Source organism: Dokdonella sp. (assembly GCF_051958935.1).
Lineage (GTDB): Bacteria > Pseudomonadota > Gammaproteobacteria > Xanthomonadales > Rhodanobacteraceae > Dokdonella_A.
The window spans coordinates 1-18180 of sequence record NZ_JBQCFP010000067.1 but is presented as its reverse complement, the minus strand read 5'-3'; the positions used below and the strand labels follow the sequence as shown (position 1 = coordinate 18180).

Annotated in this window: 11 protein-coding genes and 1 riboswitch; of the genes, 5 read left to right on the top strand and 6 right to left on the bottom strand. The window is 68.2% G+C overall.

Going from position 1 to position 18180, the window contains the following annotated elements; genetic code table 11:
- Positions 1-121 precede the first annotated feature (121 nt).
- Complete coding sequence (locus ACTHK2_RS06295; protein WP_440244847.1) at positions 122-2590, bottom strand: BACON domain-containing protein; 2469 nt, start codon at positions 2588-2590, stop codon at positions 122-124.
- Between the two features lie 281 nt (positions 2591-2871).
- Here ACTHK2_RS06295 and metK point away from each other — a divergent pair, with 281 nt between their 5' ends.
- Positions 2872-4071 (top strand): methionine adenosyltransferase, encoded by a 1200-nt coding sequence (gene metK / locus ACTHK2_RS06290; protein WP_440244846.1) that lies wholly within the window; start codon positions 2872-2874, stop codon positions 4069-4071.
- A gap of 141 nt (positions 4072-4212) precedes the next feature.
- Here metK and ACTHK2_RS06285 read toward each other — a convergent pair whose 3' ends face one another.
- Positions 4213-5541, bottom strand: coding sequence for a hypothetical protein (locus ACTHK2_RS06285; protein WP_440244845.1), 1329 nt, complete (start codon positions 5539-5541; stop codon positions 4213-4215).
- Between the two features lie 45 nt (positions 5542-5586).
- On the opposite strand from ACTHK2_RS06285, the gene ACTHK2_RS06280 reads away from it, so the two are divergent.
- From ACTHK2_RS06280 to ahcY, 3 genes are all read left to right on the top strand, one after another.
- The gene (locus ACTHK2_RS06280; RefSeq protein ID WP_440244844.1) at positions 5587-6771 is read left to right on the top strand and encodes a hypothetical protein; all 1185 of its coding nucleotides are present in this window, start codon (positions 5587-5589) and stop codon (positions 6769-6771) included.
- An 80-nt stretch (positions 6772-6851) separates the two neighbouring features.
- The gene (locus ACTHK2_RS06275) at positions 6852-9791 is read left to right on the top strand and encodes a hypothetical protein (protein WP_440244843.1); all 2940 of its coding nucleotides are present in this window, start codon (positions 6852-6854) and stop codon (positions 9789-9791) included.
- 170 nt (positions 9792-9961) lie between these two features.
- A riboswitch (S-adenosyl-L-homocysteine riboswitch) is annotated at positions 9962-10038 on the top strand.
- Positions 10039-10108: 70 nt separating this feature from the next.
- Positions 10109-11536 (top strand): adenosylhomocysteinase, encoded by a 1428-nt coding sequence (gene ahcY, locus ACTHK2_RS06270; protein WP_440244842.1) that lies wholly within the window; start codon positions 10109-10111, stop codon positions 11534-11536.
- Positions 11537-11593: 57 nt separating this feature from the next.
- Here ahcY and ACTHK2_RS06265 read toward each other — a convergent pair whose 3' ends face one another.
- The 3 genes from ACTHK2_RS06265 to ACTHK2_RS06255 all read right to left on the bottom strand — a co-directional run bounded on the left by ACTHK2_RS06265 (position 11594) and on the right by ACTHK2_RS06255 (position 15257).
- On the bottom strand, positions 11594-11935 hold the full coding sequence (locus ACTHK2_RS06265) for a hypothetical protein (RefSeq protein WP_440244841.1): 342 nt from the start codon (positions 11933-11935) through the stop codon (positions 11594-11596).
- 271 nt (positions 11936-12206) lie between these two features.
- Positions 12207-12764, bottom strand: coding sequence for a DUF3228 family protein (locus tag ACTHK2_RS06260; protein ID WP_440244840.1), 558 nt, complete (start codon positions 12762-12764; stop codon positions 12207-12209).
- A 48-nt stretch (positions 12765-12812) separates the two neighbouring features.
- Entirely contained in the window at positions 12813-15257 is a 2445-nt protein-coding gene (locus ACTHK2_RS06255; protein ID WP_440244839.1) for a zinc-dependent metalloprotease, read from the bottom strand.
- Positions 15258-15437: 180 nt separating this feature from the next.
- Here ACTHK2_RS06255 and metF point away from each other — a divergent pair, with 180 nt between their 5' ends.
- Entirely contained in the window at positions 15438-16277 is an 840-nt protein-coding gene (gene metF, locus ACTHK2_RS06250; protein WP_440244838.1) for a methylenetetrahydrofolate reductase [NAD(P)H], read from the top strand.
- Positions 16278-16357: 80 nt separating this feature from the next.
- Here metF and asnB read toward each other — a convergent pair whose 3' ends face one another.
- Positions 16358-18058, bottom strand: a complete 1701-nt coding sequence (asnB, locus tag ACTHK2_RS06245; RefSeq protein ID WP_440244837.1) for an asparagine synthase B — start codon at positions 18056-18058, stop codon at positions 16358-16360.
- Between the last annotated feature and the right edge of the window lie 122 nt (positions 18059-18180).

Here is an 18180-nt window from a genome sequence, read left to right as displayed (position 1 = left end):
CGCGCTGGAATCACCCGGATACATCCGCTGCGGATGCCATTTCGCCGTTCTCCCGGCAGGACGAACGCCAAGGAAAAGGCCGCCCGAAGGCGGCCTTTTCGAGAGACCCGCGACGCCACGCTCAGGGAATCGTGATGTCCGCACCGGACTTGTCGTACCAGTACTGCACGAGCGTGCCCGGGAACCCGGTCGTCGCCGTCGTCGTCATGTGGGCATAGCCGTAGCAGGTACCCGTGGTCGACGTGCCCAGCGACGAGCAGTCGAAGCGGAAACCGAGATAGCCATCGGCACCCGCGCGCCACGCGGTCGGGGTTCCGCTCGTCGCGAACGTCGATGCCGCTCCGATCGTCGCACCCGCGGAGAGCACCGCATACGTGCCCGCGCTGGTCACCGCGCCGTTCGGTGTACCACCGCCACTCGGCCAGAAGAACGACAAGCCGCTGTTGTTCCATGGGTTGAAGTTGTAGGTACCGGCCTGGCAGACCGAGTCGCTCGTCGTGCAGGTCGTGGCATCGAGCCATTTGATGTAGACGCCGACCGGCGTCTGCGGAAGCGCGATATTGACGATGCCGCTGTCGACGATGTTCGGATCGACCGGGAACTCGAAACCGCTGCGGAAGATGAGGTCCGGGTGCGGGTCCACCGTGAGGGACAGCGGCACGGCCACGACCGGCGTTGCGGGATCGTTGCTGTGCACGCACAGATACGTCGAATACGAGCCGGGCGCGAGGGTCGACGCGTCGATGCCGACATCGACCGTCGCGGGCGTGCCGTTGTGTGCGCCGACCGTGCCGCTGGTCGGTGCCAGTGCGACCCACGCCACCGTCGAAGGCGTCGCGCAGGTCGCCGCGTCGGACGTATGCAGCGTCCAGCTGAGATCGGCGCCGCCGGGATTCGAAATGGTCAGCGAGGTCGACGTCGCGTTGCCGGTCTCGACCGATTCGTCCAGCGCTCCCGGCGCAACCTGCGCGACGGGATCGTCGGTGACGACCGGCACCTCGACGCCGTACGTGCAGTTCTTCACCGGGCCGGAGTTGCCGTCGTTGAACGCGCTGCCGATGCGATTGATCTCGGCCTGGGTGTAGCCGAGTGTCGCGGCGGCATCGATGACGGCCTGCGCCGCGTCCTTCTGGTTCGTGTTGCTGCCCGTCATGGACAAGCCGGTGAAATACGCCTTGTCGAACCGCTTTGCGCCATTGGCGGGATCGGCGGCGACGAACGCATCGCGCGCGACGAGGTTGCACGACGACCAGTACTGGCCGGCAGAGTGGATTTCCTGGTTCTGGACTGCCGCATACGTGTTGCTGACCTGATAATTCAGGACGCGGCCGGGCCAGAACGGGTTGTGGCCATCCCAGCTGTAGATCCAGAAGTAAGCGGGGTCGCTCGGCGTCCACTGGTTCGGGTAGTCGCGGCTCCATGCACCGCCGGTGTAGTCGCCGAAGCCTTCGGACAGGCCTTCGTTCTGCGACAGGTTGCCCCCGGTGATGAAATCGTGGATCGCGTGACCGAGCTCGTGGATGAGCACGTCGGCGTCCTGCGCGTCGTCGACGCCGCCTTCGCCGAACGAGAGATCCTCCGCACCGGAGTCGTAGCGCGAGTTGTCGTCGCCGCCGAAGCCGTGCGGATCGACGTGGATGCCGCCCGGATGGTTCAACGGCATCGCAGGCACGCCGAGCGTTACGTTGACGTACTTCATGTATTCGCTGATGTGGTGATAGGCCATCACCGCATCGAACGTGATCGCCGATCGGGTCACCGTGAAATCGGTCGACGGGTGCGACGGGCATGCCGCGTCGGTGGGCGATTCGATCTCGGCGCAGACGACGTAAGGTCCCTTGAGGACCCAATTGCTGCCTTCCTGTGTGATGTCGTTCAAGGTGACGGGCACGAGCGCGGCGGTGAGCTGCGTCGTATCGGCGTTGTTGCCGTCGACATAGCCGGTGGCACCGTAGGCGACCTTCGCGTAGGAAAGCGGATCCGGCGTCCACACCTTGCCGGTGCCGTTGGCGTAGGCGGCGCGATCCTGGGCACGCAGGATTTCGCCGGTCTGCGCGTCGACGACGACGTCCCACGCGCCCGCGAGCCCTTCGCGCGCCGCCAGGCGCACGCGCCACACATGGCGCGTGCCGTCGTCCGCGACGTAGGCCATCGCCGTGGTGTCCGCGTAGCGCGCCTCGGCGACCCGCAGGTAGGCCAACGCGCCTGCCACGGCCTCGTCGGCGGACAGGATGACGCGATTGACGAACGCACCGACGCCGGCGACCGATGCATTGGCCACGTGCACGATCGTGCCGTCGGCGGCCACGCTGACCGCGATGTCGCTGCCGTAGACGGGCAGCCCTTCCTGCTGCTGGCGGAAACGAACGACCGAGAGCGCGCTGCCGTCGCGCATCGTCGTGCGCACGAGCTCGGACGCATCACCCTTCGTCAGCCCCAGCACGCCGAGGCGCGCGTGCACGAACTCACGCGCCATCGACTCCGCATCGGCCGGGCGCGCGCGGAACGCGGGGCGACCGAGGGTGATCGCGACGCCGTCGGCGCGGTACCTGTTGCCCCCGAAGCTGGTACCCGATTCGGGCGGAACCACGCCCCGACTGAGCGACCCGCTGGTGGCCGGAACCGAGCTCATTGCCCATGCGCCGACGCCGGAAAATGCCATCAGCACGCCTGCAGCGAGTACGCTGCGCCTGACACGATTTTTCATTGATTTCCCCGAACGGATGAGTGGACGTCTCTGCCGCGGTGGAGCACGACTTCCCGATCATATAGTCTGGTCCGCGGTGGCCGCCTCCGTCTGCGGCAGGGGTCGTGTATGATGCGCGCCCCCGGATGGCATCCATTCATCCGTATAGAAGGATATACGCAGCGATGAGCAACTACCTGTTCACCTCCGAATCGGTTTCCGAAGGCCATCCGGACAAGGTCGCCGACCAGATCTCCGACGCCGTCCTCGACGCGATCCTCGCGCAGGACCAGCGTGCGCGCGTCGCCTGCGAGACGATGGTCAAGACCGGCGTCGCGATCGTCGCCGGCGAGATCACGACGAGCGCATGGATCGACCTCGAAGCGCTCACGCGCAAGGTCATCCTCGACATCGGCTACGACTCGAGCGACGTCGGCTTCGACGGCGCGACTTGCGGCGTGCTCAACCTCATCGGCAAGCAGTCGCCCGACATCAACCAAGGCGTGGACCGCAAGAAGCCGGAAGAACAGGGCGCGGGCGACCAGGGCCTGATGTTCGGCTACGCGACCAACGAGACCGACAGCTTCATGCCGGCGGCGATCCACCTGTCGCATCGCCTCGTCGAACAGCAGGCGAAGGTGCGCAAGAAGAAGAACTCGCCGCTGCCGTGGCTGCGCCCCGATGCGAAGAGCCAGGTCACGCTGCGCTACGAGAACGGCAAGGCGGTCGCGAGCGACGCCGTTGTGCTGTCGACCCAGCACGACCCGTCGGTCAAGCAGAAGGACCTCATCGAGGCCGTGCGCGCCTACATCATCGACCCGGTGCTGCCGAAGAAGTGGCTGCACAAGGGCACCAAGTTCCACATCAACCCGACCGGCAAGTTCGTCATCGGCGGCCCGGTCGGCGACTGCGGCCTCACCGGCCGCAAGATCATCGTCGACACCTATGGCGGCTGGGCGCGCCATGGTGGCGGCGCGTTCTCGGGCAAGGATCCGTCCAAGGTCGACCGCTCGGCCGCGTACGCCGCGCGCTACGTCGCCAAGAACATCGTCGCAGCCGGCATCGCCGACCGCTGCGAGGTGCAGGTGTCCTACGCGATCGGCGTCGCCCACCCGACCTCGATCTCGGTGACGACATTCGACACCGGCCGCATTCCGGACGAGAAGATCGAGAAGCTCATCCGCAACCACTTTGACCTGCGCCCGTACGGCATCATCAAGATGCTCGACCTCGTGCACCCGATGTACCAGGCGACCGCGAGCTACGGCCACTTCGGCCGCACGCCGTACGAGGTCAAGCACGCGAACGGCACGAAGTTCACCGCATTCTCGTGGGAGAAGACCGACAAGGCCGACGAACTGCGCAAGGCCGCCGGCATCAAGTAACGCGTTCGCCCTTTCCTCGGGAAACGGGCATGGGTACGACGGGCCGCGATGCGGCCCGTCTTTTTTGGCGCGCTGCCGTCCGGTTGCATCCGCGGCAGCAGCGTTGCGGCGATCGCATGCCGTCGGTCGATCGACTCCTGCTCAGCCGTCGAAGCCGTCGGCGAAGATCACACCGGTCAGCACCGACGATTCGACGAGCACGAAGATGTCCGAAAAGCCGTTGGTGTCGTCGGGATCGATGTTGCTCGCCTGCGATTCGAACGCCATCGACAGGCCGCCCGCCTTCGCCGCGAGCGAATAGCCCGACGGCTGGTTGCCGGGCTGGTCGACCGCGTTCGTACTGAGGAGGCCGGGCGCGCCCGCACCGGGCACGTAGAGGAACACTTGTGGTACCCAACTCGCGCCGACCTCGAGAGAGCAGGTGACGAGCACCGAGCCGATGTCCGAGACGGCCGACGTCGAGCAGTTGTCGTACTCGTCGGCGGGAACCAGGGCCGGACGCGGGATCGCGATCGTCGTCTGGGTCTGGCGGTCGTGCAGGTAAACGCCGCTGTTGCCGGTGCTGTCGACGCCGTTCGCATAGCCGAGGCCGCCGTAGCCCCGGTTCTGGAAGCTCAGGAAACGGCCGCTCGGCGAGATCGCCGCGCGGTATGCGAGTGCGCTCGAACCGTTCGCCGCGGCGGCGCCGCGGCTCACCAGTTCGGTCGTGTTCGCCTGCAGGTCACGCACGTAGACCTGGCCAGTCGTCGCGCCGGGCACCATCGCGGTGCCGCAGATCATCGTGAGGTAGCGGCCGCTGTCCGACAGCGCGTGCGGGTCAATCGCGCACTCGCCGCCCGACGGGCTGCCGTCCGCTTTGACCGAAGCCATCTCGACCTGTCCGGTCTGCATGTCCTTCACGAACGTCTCGGGCCAGCTGCCGGAAGGCACGCCGAAATTCGCCGCCGACGTCTCGAACGCGACGTAGCGGCCGTCCGCCGAGATCGACACGGTATCGTCGTCGGTGCCCGAGCTGGCCGCCTCGCCCGTTGCGGTCGCGCTGACGAGATCGAGCGCGCCGGTCTGGCGATCCTTGCGCGCGACCTGCCAGTTGGCGCCGAGCGGGCCGCCGAGGGTCAGGAAGGCAACGTAGCGCCCATCGCCGGACGCGGCCGGCGTCTCGCCGCGAATGACCTCGCCCTGTAGCGTCGCAGACACGACCTCGACGAGGCCGGTGTCCATGTCGATCGCGACCGCGCGGTCGCCGTTGTAGGTGTCGCCGGCGATCCAGTTTTTCGCCGCGCTGGAAAAGACCACGGTCTTGCCGTTCGACGACAGGTCGACCGCCGAGGAGGCGCCATCGGGTTGCATGCCGGCGCCGGGCACGAGGCGTGCGTAGATGAACTCGGCGTGGGCGGGACCGGCCAGCATGGCCATGCTCCACAGCGCGAGCGCGCAGGTTTGCGTGCGGAGGATCGGTGCGACATTCATGTTCGGGACTCCCGGGTCGTGGATCGGTCTGCGTCAATCCACTACGTGGTTTCGCTGGCGATCCCCGAAACCCGGCGGCGACCGGACCCAGCGGCTTCACGCATCCGGACGAGTCCGGTAGCCTTGGTCCGAAGGCTCGGCCGCTCGGACGCAGAGCCTCCCTCCCCGTACCGAAAGCACTCCGCCATGCCGCCCAGCCTCTCGCTGCATCCGCCACGCGCCCTCGCCCTCCTTTTCGCCTTCATGGCCTCGTTCGCGCCGCCGGCCAGCGCCGGGCGCGTCGAACCGCCGGTGGAGCTGCTGTATGCGCCGGGCAATTTCCTCGTCGCCGGCAAGGTGCTCGAGGTCGACGAGCAGGCGGGTCGCATCGTGTTCGAGCGCAAGGACGTGCTCGGCAAGGGGCGCCCGCCCGAACAGATCGATGTGCGCGCGTCCGCTTCCGCGATCGCGCGGGTCAAGCCGGGTGGCCGCTACATCTTCGGCTACTCGCTCGCCCGCGCCGACGCGCGCGATCCGCTGCGCACGGTGGCCGACCCGCGCGGCGCGATCCTCCTGACCAGCATCGGCCTCGACCCCGCGCTGTTCGACGATACGCCGCTGGCGCGGTCGATCCTCAAGGCCGGACGCAGCGAGCACGGCCGCGAGTCGCGGCGCTTCTTCGACCTGCTCATGCAGGGGCTCGCGGGTGGCGATGCGTCCCTGCAGAACCTCGCGGCCGGGGAAATCGCGCTCGAACGCGAAATCGGCGAGCGGCTCGAGGACTCGAGCGCGCGCGCGCTCGTGGAAAAGGTCGCCCGCGACGAACATACGCCGCCGAATGTCCGCGCCTCCCTGCTGAAGTCGGCCGCCGAACGCCCCGGCGACCTCGGCGACTGGTGGCGCGCGGCCGCGCTCGACGTAGTGACAACTACGCCTCCAGGCGGATATTCTGGCCATTCTTCGGCGCTGGCGGAACTCATCCTGCTGGCGCTCGAGGAGCTCGACCAGCACGCGGTCGCGGTGCCCTCCGATGCACTTTCGCATTGGGTGCGCAGTCCGACTCCGCCGGTGGCCGAGCGGGCTTGTCTGATCCTGCGCAAACACTCCGCTTCGGACGAACGCGACGCGATACGCGCCGCGCTGGCCGAACCGGAGCTGGCGGACCGGACACGCACATTCTTGAACGATCATCTGCGCCGCCTCGACATCATGGACTCGAAGCTGAAGGCGCGGAAAGGCGGAGCCGACTGATCGTCCATTCCCGGGGCAGGTGACGGCCGCCTGCCGCAGCGGAGAAGCAAAGAGCCGCCATCGTCTTGGGGAGTTGCATCATGGTTCTATCGCGTATCCTGCCCGCTGCGCTGGGCACGGCCGTCTGCGCTGCGTTCGGCGTAACGGCCGCGCCGGTGTCGGTGACCACGCCGACCACCAGCGCACCTGAAATCCTTCCGACCGTCATGCACGCGGCCCGCGCGGACATCTCCGCACCGCTGCGCGACATCCTGCGCAACATGCCGCCGGCTTCGCCGATGGGCACCGAGCAGGAGCCGTTCGAGATCCCGAACATCCTGCTCAAGCCCGCGGGCCGCGCCAGCTCCTTCGTGCCGGACTACTCGCGCATGCAGACGCACGGGACCGGCGTGCCCGCCCCGACGGTCGACCTCAGCTTCGAGGCGATCAGCTCGATCACCTCCGGTTGCGGTTGCCTGCCGCCGGATACGAACGGCGACGTCAGCGACACGCATTACATCCAGTGGGTCAACTCCTCCTGGCAGGCGTTCAACAAGGTCACCGGCGTGCCGGACCCGAACACGCTGACGCCGCGTCCGGGCAACTCGTTCTTCGTCGGTTTCGGCGGCAAGTGCGAAACGACGAATTCGGGTGACCCGCTGGCCGTGTGGGATCCGCGCGCGCAGCGCTGGGTCATGAGCCAGTTCGTGACGAGCTCGCCGTTCGCGCAGTGCGTCGCCGTGTCGACGACGTCAGATCCGTTCGGCACCTACGCGCGTTACGAGTTCAACTGGCCGAACTTCGGCGACTACCCGCACATGGGCGTGTGGACGACCGACGGCGGCAGCCAGAACGCGTACCTGCTCACGACGCACGAATTTTCCGGCTCGAACGCATTCCTCGGCGCGTCGATGATCGCGTTCCAGCGCGACAAGATGCTCGCCGGCGATCCGACGGCGGCAGCGGTGCGTTTCCCCGGTTTCGATGCCTACGGCGTCGAGCCGATCAACCTCATGGGTACGCTGAACGCCCCGACGAACGCCTGCCCGAGCTTCGTGCACTTCGACTCGGTCTCGAGCGAATACCTGTTCTGGGACATGTGCATCAACTGGGCGACGCCCGCGAGTTCGACGATCACCTCGAACCCGACGCGCATCCAGGGCGCGCCGTTCGTGCCGTTCTTCGACGACGTGCCGCAGCAGGGCACCGCGTCCGGCCTCGATTCGTTCGGCACGCACATCATGTATCGCGCCAATGCGCGAGCGTTCCCGGCCGACGCGCCGACGCGCGTCTCGCTCGTCGTCAACCACGTCGTGCAGGGTGACGTGCAACAGGGCGGCATCAACTGGGTCCATTTCGACCTCGACGACCACGGCGCCAACCCGCCGACGCCGACGCCGCTCGACCGTCACATCGTCGACGAGGGCGTGTACGCACCCGACAGCAACACGCGCTGGATGGGTGGCATCGCGATCGACGGCAGCGCCAACATCGGCGTCGGTTTCTCGAAGTCGAGCTCGTCGATCCATCCGCAGATCGAGATCACCGGCCGCACGCTCGACGATCCGGCCGGCACGCTGCGTGACGAATCGAGCTGCACCGACACGATCGCCAATGGTTCGCAGACCAGCACGAGCGCGCGCTGGGGCGACTACTCGTCGATGTCGGTCGACCCGGTCGACCAGTGCACGTTCTACTTCACGACCGAGTACTACCCGACCACCGCCGGTGGCACCTGGCACACGCGCGTGTGCTCGTTCAAGTTCGACAACTGCGGCGATCCGAACTACGCGCTCGTGGCGCAAACGCCCAAGCGCGTGGAAATGTGCGAGGCGACCGCCAGCGGCGATCCGAGCTACGGCCTGCGCGTTGGCGTCCTCAATGGCTTCAGCGGTCCGGTGAACCTCGTCGCCAACGGCCTGCCCGCGGGTGCGACGGCGCAGTTCTCGAGCAATCCCGTCAATGCGCCGGGCTCCACCACGTTGACGCTCGCCGGCGGGTCGACCCTGCCGTCGGGTGAGTACGACTTCAGCGTCGAAGCGACGAGCGGTTCGCTCTCGCGCAGCATCGCGCTCGAACTCGGCGTTTCGGCCGCAGCCCCGGCGCAGGTCACGCTCATCGCGCCGGCCGACGCTGCGGCGGGCGTCAAGGTGCGCCCGCAGCTCAACTGGGGCACGGTCGCTGCCAATGAGCGCATCTTCGCCGACGGTTTCGACGGCGTGGCCCCGCCGCCGATCGTGGTCGGCAGCGACGCGCTCGAGTACCTCGTCGAAGTCGCCAGCGACTCGGGCTTCAGCAACATCATCGCCAGTGCCACGGTGACGGGCACGACCTGGACCGTCGACACGACGCTGTCGAGCACGACCACGTACTACTGGCGCGTCACGCCGAGCAATTACTGCGGCCCGAGCGTTCCGTCGGCCACGTTCTCGTTCACGACCGGCACCCCGGGCACCTGCCCGGCCGGCACGACGGCGAACACGGTCTACCAGGAGAACTTCGATGCAGGCGCCGGCGGCTGGACCGCGGCGGGCACCGGCGGCACGGGTTGGACCCAGGGCGCGGCCCCGGCCGGCACGGGCTTCACCACGCCGGTCTGGAAGGTGCCGAACAACACCGTGAACAGCGACCGCACGCTGACCTCGCCGGCGATCGCGCTGCCGGCCGGTGCGCAGTCGATCATCCTGTCCTACGACGCGTACCACAAGTCGGAGCAGGATCCGCCGAGCGGCTGCTGGGACAGCTCTTCGCTCGAGGCGAGCACGAACGGCACCACGTTCGACTACCTCGACGCGAGCCGCATGTTCACCGACCCGTACAACGGTACGTCCTCCCCGGGCGCGCCGCTCGCCGGTCGCCTGAGCTGGTGCTTCCCGGGCCCGGCCGGCACCTCGGCGCCGTCGCACGCGGTGGTCGATCTCGACAGTTTCGCCGGCCAGTCGATCAACCTGCGTTTCCGCATGGTGACCGACTCGAATACCGCGGCGGCTGCGCCGAACGGCCTCGCCATCGACAACGTCAAGGTCGAAGCCTGCCAGTAAATGGCATCGCCTGACCTGTTCCAGGGAAACGGGCCGCCTTGCGCGGCCCGTTTCTTTTTCGACGCTCCGAGTTTCTCCGCCCCGACACACGTCGCGCCCGCCTGCCCCAGGCGGCTTCGCGCGCCACGTATCTCTTTATCCGGAACAAGCGATATAATCCGCCCCTGCCTTCCGCCGAGGGGCGCTGCAGCGGGTTTCCCGCGACGCTCGGCGGGCATGCATCCCATTGCAAGGGCGCCCCGGGTTCGCCGACGCGAATCCTTCGCCACGGCTGCGCGTGCGCGCGCGGCGTTGCGAAAAAACCCGGAGATTGACCAATGAACGCTGTCGCCAAGAACCCGCCTGCGCACGACCACAAAGTGCGCGACCTCGGCCTCGCCGACTGGGGCCGCAAGGAAATCGACATCGCCGAGCAGGAGATGCCCGGCCTCATGTCGATCCGCAAGAAGTACGCCGCCGCCCGTCCGCTCGCCGGCGTGCGCGTGACCGGCTCGCTGCACATGACGATCCAGACCGCGGTGCTGATCGAGACGCTCAAGGATCTCGGCGCCAACGTGCGCTGGGCCTCGTGCAACATCTTCTCGACCCAGGACCATGCGGCCGCCGCGATCGCCGCGTCGGGCACGCCCGTGTTCGCGTGGAAGGGCGAGACCCTCGAGGAATACTGGGACTGCACGCTCGACGCACTCAGCTTCGCCGGTGGCAAAGGCCCCGAGCTCGTCGTCGACGACGGTGGCGACGTGACCCTGCTGATCCACAAGGGCTACGAGCTCGAGAACGGCTCGGATTGGGTCAACACGCCCTCGTCGAACCACGAGGAGCAGGTGATCAAGAACCTGCTCAAGCGCGTCGCCAAGGAGCGTCCGGGTTTCTGGGCCGGCGTGGTCAAGGAATGGAAGGGCGTTTCCGAAGAGACGACCACCGGCGTGCATCGCCTGTACCAGCTCGCCGAGGCCGGCAAGCTCCTCGTGCCCGCGATCAACGTCAACGACTCGGTCACCAAGTCGAAGTTCGACAACCTCTACGGCTGCCGCGAGTCGCTCGCCGACGGCCTCAAGCGCGCGATGGACGTGATGCTCGCGGGCAAGGTCGCGGTCGTGTGCGGCTACGGCGACGTCGGCAAGGGCTCGGCGCACTCGCTGCGCGCGTACGGCGCACGTGTGGTCGTCACCGAAATCGACCCGATCAACGCGCTGCAGGCCGCGATGGAAGGTTTCGAGGTCAACACGGTCGAGTCGACGCTCGGTCGCGGCGACATCTACGTGACGACCACCGGCAACAAGGACGTGCTCACGCTCGAGCACATGCAGGCGATGAAGGACCAGGCGATCGTCTGCAACATCGGCCACTTCGACAACGAGATCCAGGTCGATCGCCTCAACGCGTCCGGCGCAGTCAGGACCAACATCAAGCCGCAGGTCGACAAGTACACGTTCAAGGACGGCCGCTCGATCTTCCTGCTCGCCGAAGGCCGCCTCGTCAACCTCGGCTGCGCGACCGGCCACCCGAGCTTCGTGATGTCCAACAGCTTCTCGAACCAGACGCTCGCGCAGATCGACCTGTGGGCGAACAAGGACACCTACGAGCCGAAGGTCTATATCCTGCCGAAGAAGCTCGACGAGGAAGTCGCGCGTCTGCACCTCGAGAAGATCGGCGTGAAGCTCACCACGCTGACCGCCGAACAGGCCGCCTATCTTGGCGTCGCGGTCGAGGGCCCGTACAAGCCGGACCACTACCGCTACTGAGCGGCGTGCTGGCCGATACGGGAAACGGAACGGGCGCCGCGAGGCGCCCGTTTCGTTTCACGCGGCATCCCCCACGCGCGCTCTCGATTCGCGCGCGTCGGTGACCGGAGGCTTGCCGAACATGCGGCCGTACTCGCGCGTGAACTGGGGGACGCCCTCGTAGCCGACGGGGTAGGCGGCGCGACTCGCATCCGCACCCTGCGACTGCATCGGGTTCCGCGCGGCACGTTCTTCGGCGCGCCGGACCAGGACTTGCCGGTGGGCCACGTAAGGCCATTCACGACGCGGTTCACGCATGCGCTCAATGAGAACCCGGCGCTGCCGAGCGAAGGCTCGAAGAACGCGCGCGCCCGACCTGATGTCGTACGACCACGCCGAACGCTTCAGCGTGCGGCTCAACCTCGACAACGTGTCGTATCGCCACTATTTCCGACCGCGAGCACTTCGAGATCATGCCGGGTGAACCCCGCAACGTGGTGCTGACGCTGGACATGAGCTTCTGATGGCCTGGCGGAGGCGCGCAGCGCCTCCGTCTTCTGAGCGTCGCGGCGTCATCGCCGCTACCCTTCACCAGCGCAGATGCGCGGGCGCCCGGTCACTGCCGACGGCGCACGCGCGATGGCAGCACGCATCGACGAAATTCCGTATTGCGCCCGCGGCTGGCAAGCGATCACGGCCGCCAGTTCGCGTGGCGCTCCCAGAAGTCGACGCTGCGCCGATACGCATCGCGATCGATCGGCACGCCGGAGCCGCCCTCCTCCACGCCGAGCGCATTGCGCATCATCGTGATCGGCACCATCGGGATTTCCTGCGGCTCCATCGTGTAGAGACAGCCGACGATGCCCCACTCGGCGTCGATCGGCGTGCCCTCCCTCGCGAGCTGCGCGCGGTCGTAGAGGATCGGCAGCAGGTAGCGCGCGACCGGCGGCTCGATGCCCTCGAACCAGCGCACGAGCACCGGCAGTTCGGCATCCGAACGAGCCTCGTAGGCGGAACGCAGCCGGTGCCGGTTGTCGTCGGTGATCGCGACGACCGAGCAGCGCGTCGAAGTCCAGTTGCGGTGCACGTGCAGCTTGCAGAACGGCGCGTAGCCGTCGAGCACGCGCAGCGGCGGCTCCCGGTTGAGGTGCTGCACGAACGCCTCGGCGGTGCAGTCCTGGATCGCCGTGATGCGGCGATCGCGTGGGAACAGGCGGCGGCGGGCGAAGGCGGTGAGGGCGATGGTCATGCTTCTTGAGGGCTGAGGTCCGAGGGCCGCAGGGTGGCGCTTGCGCGCTCAGATCGGCGCGCCGGGTGGGATCGTGGGTAGCGGGCGCAGCTTCACCGACTTGGGGTCGGCGAGGTATTTGCGGATGGTTTCCGCGGCGAGTGCGCGGCTTGCGCCAGTCGAGTCGTTGCCGGCCTGCCTGCGAAGCCAGTCCTGCCATTGCTGCAGCGACGTGCGCACTTCGGCATCGACCTGCGCGTGCAGGCCGCCGTCGTCGAGCACGTGCAGCAGCGTATCGAGCGCGACCCAGTTCGCGGCGTCCTGCACCGCGGCCGCGCCCGGCGCGTCGGCGCCACGCACATCCTGCTGCCACGTGCCACGGAACACGGCCGCGAGCACGTCGGCGACGCCGGGCTGCTGCGCGTCGCGCGCGTGCTGCCAGGCGAGCCGGTTGAGGCGCTCGGACGCGAACAGGAACGCCGTCGTCTGCGCCGCTGCGGCTTCCACCGCCGCGAGCGGATCGAACACGGGACCCGCCTTCGTCGCGAAATACTCGCGGTTGCGCGCGTAGTCATTGCCGGGCGGCGTGACGAGGTCGAGCACGTTCGCCGGCAGCGCGAGTTCGTGCGCACCGAGATTGGCGACGAGGCGATCGAGCGCCGCGCGCTGCGTCGTTGCGGCGACCGGCGTCGTACCCGCGCTGCGATCGCCCGCATCCGAATACGCGTAGGCGGCACCCGCGAGCAGGCGCGCGACCGCCTCGGTCTGGTAGCGATGCAGCAGGTACACCGGCACGAGGCGCGCTTCGAGTTCGCCGACCTGGCGCGCCGGCGGCAACACGCCGATCGAGAAGTGCGCGAGCGCCGCGCGCCGCGCGGCCATCAGCGCATCGAACGTCTTCAACGCATCGGGGCCGGAGTCCCAGAGCAGGCCGTCCGGCTCGGCATCGCCGGGGCTGCGCGCGTCCTGGTCGCTCACGTAGCGGAAGCCCGCCCTGGCGATGTCCGCGCGCAGCTGGGCCAGCGACGCCGCTTCGCTGCCCGGCGCGAACGGCGCGTACGCATGCGCGACGATGAAGTCGTCCCATGGGCCGACACCGACACCGTAGGGATGCTCAAGCGAGAGGCGCCCGTCCGCGCCGAGCGCGAGCAGCGGATGCGGGTAGTCCATCACCGAGCCGTTGCCGTGGCGGCTCGCGGCGAAGTTGTGCGCGAAACCGAGCGCGTGACCGACTTCGTGCGCGGCAAGCTGGCGCAGGCGTGCCAGCGCCATGCGCTCGGCCTCGTCCTTCAGTTCGGCAGCGTTCGGCTTGTCGTACGGAGCGAGCAGGCTTTCGGCAATCAGGATGTCCTGGCGCACGCGCTGCGAACCGAGCGTGACGTTGCCGCGGATGATCTCGCCGGTGCGCGGATCGACGATCGGCTGGCCATACGACCAGCCACGCGTGTGGCGATGCGCCCAGGTGATGAGGCTGTAGCGCACGTCCATCGGGTCGACGCCTTCGGGCAGCAGCTCGACGCGGTAGGCGTCCTTGAAGCCGGCCTTCTCGAACGCGCTCTTCCACCAGTTCGCACCTTCGAGCAGCGCCGAGCGCACCGGCTCGGGCGTACCGCGGTCGAGGTAGAACACGATCGGCTTCTTCACCGGGCTCGACGCCGCGGCGGGATCGGTCTTTTCGAGGCGAAAGCGCGGTTGCACGCGGCGATCGAGGGCCGATGCGAGCGGCTGCGCATAGTCGTACCAGCCGACGCTGAGCCCGCCGGATGCCGGATGGTACGCGCGCGGCACGAAGCCCGGCGACGGCAGGCGCACGAAACTCAGGTGCTGGCGCACGGTGAGGCTGCGCGGGTCCATCGCGACGTCCTTGACGAACGCGCCCTCGGCGGGGCCGCGGAACGTGAGCAGGCCTTCGAGTTCGGTGTTGTCGGGAAAACTCTTCGCGTCGGCGAGCGAGGGCGCGCTGCGCTTGTCGTCGACTTCGTATTTCCCCTGCTTCGCCTGTTCGAGCCGCTCGGCGATGCCGTGGCGGTCCGAGACGAGCAGCGCGCTCACGTCGACGAGCACCTCCGGGTCCGCGTCCTTGCGTTCGGCGACGATATCGCCGGCCCAGAGCACCGACTCGGCGAAGGCCTGGCGCACGCTGAGCACCTCATCGGCGTTGTCCGACACCGCGCGGAACCGGGTGTTGTCCTCGACCAGCAGCATGCGCGCACCGACGCGGCGCCATTCGACCAGATGCGAGTCGCTGCTCTGGCCGCGGTCGAGCCCGACGTCGTTCGAGCCGAGCGCCCACGGCAGCGAGCTCGTCATGAGGAACGGCTGGCCGAACGCGCGCACGCCGAGCAGCACGCGTCCCTTCGCCTCGTCGCGATACACGTCGAAGAAGCCCGGCACCGACGACAGACCGCGCGTCGCCACCGTGAAACCGGCGACCGCACCGCCCGCCTTGTCCGCGGGCGACGGCGCCGCCTGCAGCGCCGTCGCGAAAACCGCCGCCAGGATCCCGCCCGCCATTCGCACGACCTGCCGCATCGTGATTCCCCCGCCGTCGCCAAAGCGGCCATTCTGCCCGCTGCCATGGCGCGCGCGCACAGGCCGGAGATCACGGTCGGCTGGACGCACATCATCCGGCCATCTATCTCTCTATCCGGACAAAGAGATATAGTTGCGCATCCGCCGTCGCCGATCCAATTCATGGCCAGCCCCGCTCCGATTTCCTTCGAGTTCTTCCCCCCCAAGACCGACGAGCAGCGCGCGACGCTCGAAGCCGCGCTGCCGAAGCTCAAGGCGCTCGCGCCCGAGTACGTCAGCTGCACGTTCGGCGCCGGCGGTTCGACCTTGAGCTACACGCCCGAGACGATCCGCCACCTGCGCGAGGAACATGGCCTCGACGCCGCGCCGCACCTCTCGTGCATGGGCGGCACGCGCGAGGAGATCCGCGCCCTCCTCGAGCGCTACGCGCAAATGGGCTGCCGGCGCATCGTCGCGTTGCGCGGCGACCTGCCGTCGGGCATGGCGAGCTACGGCGATTTCCGTTACGCGAGCGACCTCGTCGCCTTCATCCGCGAGGAATGCGGCGACCGCTTCCACATCGAAGTCGCGTGCTATCCGGAAGTGCACCCGCAATCGGACGATGCACACGCGGACCTGCGCCACTTCAGGACCAAGGTCGAGGCCGGGGCGAACGGGGCGATCACGCAGTACTTCTACAACCCCGACGCCTATTTCCGCTTCGTCGACGCCGCGCGCCGCGCGGGCATCACGCTGCCGATCGTGCCCGGCATCATGCCGATCGCGAACTTCTCGCAACTCAAGCGCTTCTCCGACCTCTGCGGCGCGGAGATCCCGCGCTGGCTCGGCAAGCGCCTGCACGCCTACGGCGACGACGTCGAGTCGATTCGCGAATTCGCCGCCGAGGTCGTCGCGGAACTGTGCGACCGTCTCGTCGCCGGCGGCGCGCCGGGCCTGCACTTCTACACGCTCAATCGCGCCCGCGCGACGCTCGCGGTGATCGAGCGCATGCGCCAGCGCTGACGCACGCCGGGCACGGCCGCTGCGGCTGTCGGTGGCCGATCCGCTGCCGCCGGCCACAGCGGCCGCAGGTCGGCCGGCGCTCAGGCGGCCGCGACGGCGGCCTCGTGCACGCCGGCCACCGAGCGGCCAGAGGGATCGGCCGCCTTCGCGAACGCCGGGTCCCAGGCGAGCGCGGCCGGCGACGAGCACGCGATGGACTTGCCACCCGGCACGGTCGCCGCGCACGCCTCGCCCGGGAAATAGCGCTCGAAGATGCGCCGGTACAGGTACGCCTCCTTCGTCACCGGCGCGTTTGAGGGCCAGCGCGATGCGGCTGCGGCGAACTCGCGGTCGCCGACCACCTGCTCCGCATGCGCCTTGAGCCCGTCGATCCAGCCGTAGCCGACGCCGTCGCTGAACTGTTCCTTCTGGCGCCAGAGGATCGCGTCGGGCAGCGCGCCCGCGAACGCTTCGCGCAGCACCGCCTTCTCGATGCGCCGGCTGCCGTCGGCGTTCATGCCGGCCATCTTCTCGCTCGCGTCCATCGTCATCGCGACATCGAGGAATTCGAGATCGAGGAACGGGACGCGCGCCTCGACGCCCCACGCCATCATCGCCTTGTTCGCGCGCAGGCAGTCGTAGCAGTGCAGCGCGTCGAGCTTGCGTACGGTTTCCTCGTGGAAAGCCTGCGCCGACGGCGCCTTGTGGAAGTAGAGGTAGCCGCCGAAGATCTCGTCGGAACCCTCGCCCGACAGCACCATCTTCACGCCCATCGCCTTGATGCGCCGCGCGAGCAGGTACATCGGCGTCGATGCGCGCACGGTGGTGACGTCGTAGCTTTCGATGTGCCGGATGACTTCGGGCAATGCGTCGAGTCCCTCCCAGAACGAATAGACGAAGCCGTGGTGCACGGTACCGAGCGCGTCGGCGGCGATCTTCGCCGCGGCGAGATCGGGGGAGCCTTCCAGGCCGATCGCGAACGAATGCAGGCGCGGCCACCACGCCTCGCTGCGGTCGCCGTCCTCGATGCGCTGACGCGCGTAGCGCGCCGCGCACGCGGCGACGAGCGAGGAATCGAGGCCGCCCGAGAGCAGCACGCCGTACGGCACGTCGGTCATGAGCTGGCGATGCACGGCGCGCTCGAACGCATCGCGCAACACCCGTGGCTCGACCCGGCGGCCACTCGTGTACGCGTGCTCGCGCCACGGCTTTTCGTACCAGCGGTGCAGGCTGCCATCGGCACTGTCGTAGACGTGCCCGGGAGGAAACGCCGCGATGTCGGCGCACAGGCCAACGAGCGCCTTCATCTCCGAGGCCACGCACAGGCGTCCTTCGGCGTCATGACCCCAGTACAGGGGGCAGACGCCGACCGGGTCGCGCGCGATGAGATAGCGTTGCGCCGCCGAGTCCCACAACGCGAACGCGAAGATGCCGTTGAGCTGCCCGAGCCAGGTCGCCGGCGACTGCGTGCCAGCGGCGCGATACAGGGCGTTGATGACTTCGCAATCGGAGCCGCTCGTGTAGTCGTAGGCGTGCTCCGCGCGCAATTCGCCGTGGTTGTAGATTTCGCCGTTGACCGCGAGCGCGAGCGTGTCGTCGCGCGAGCGCAGCGGTTGCGCGCCGCTCGCGGGATCGACGATCGCGAGTCGTTCGTGGACGAGGATGACGCCGGTGTCGACGTAGACACCGCTCCAGTCCGGGCCGCGGTGGCGTTGCCGCTGCGAAAGCTCGAGCGCGCGCGCGCGCAGCCCGGCGAGATCGTCGCCGGGTTGCAGGTCGAACAGGCCGAATATCGAACACATGGTGGGTCTCCTCTGCGGCCTTCCCTGCCCGCATGGGTCGGTTGAAGCAGGCCTCCGTGCCCGCTTCGCGATGGGCGCGCGAATCCGCGCGGATCGCGAGCCCGAAAACGACGAAGGCCCGC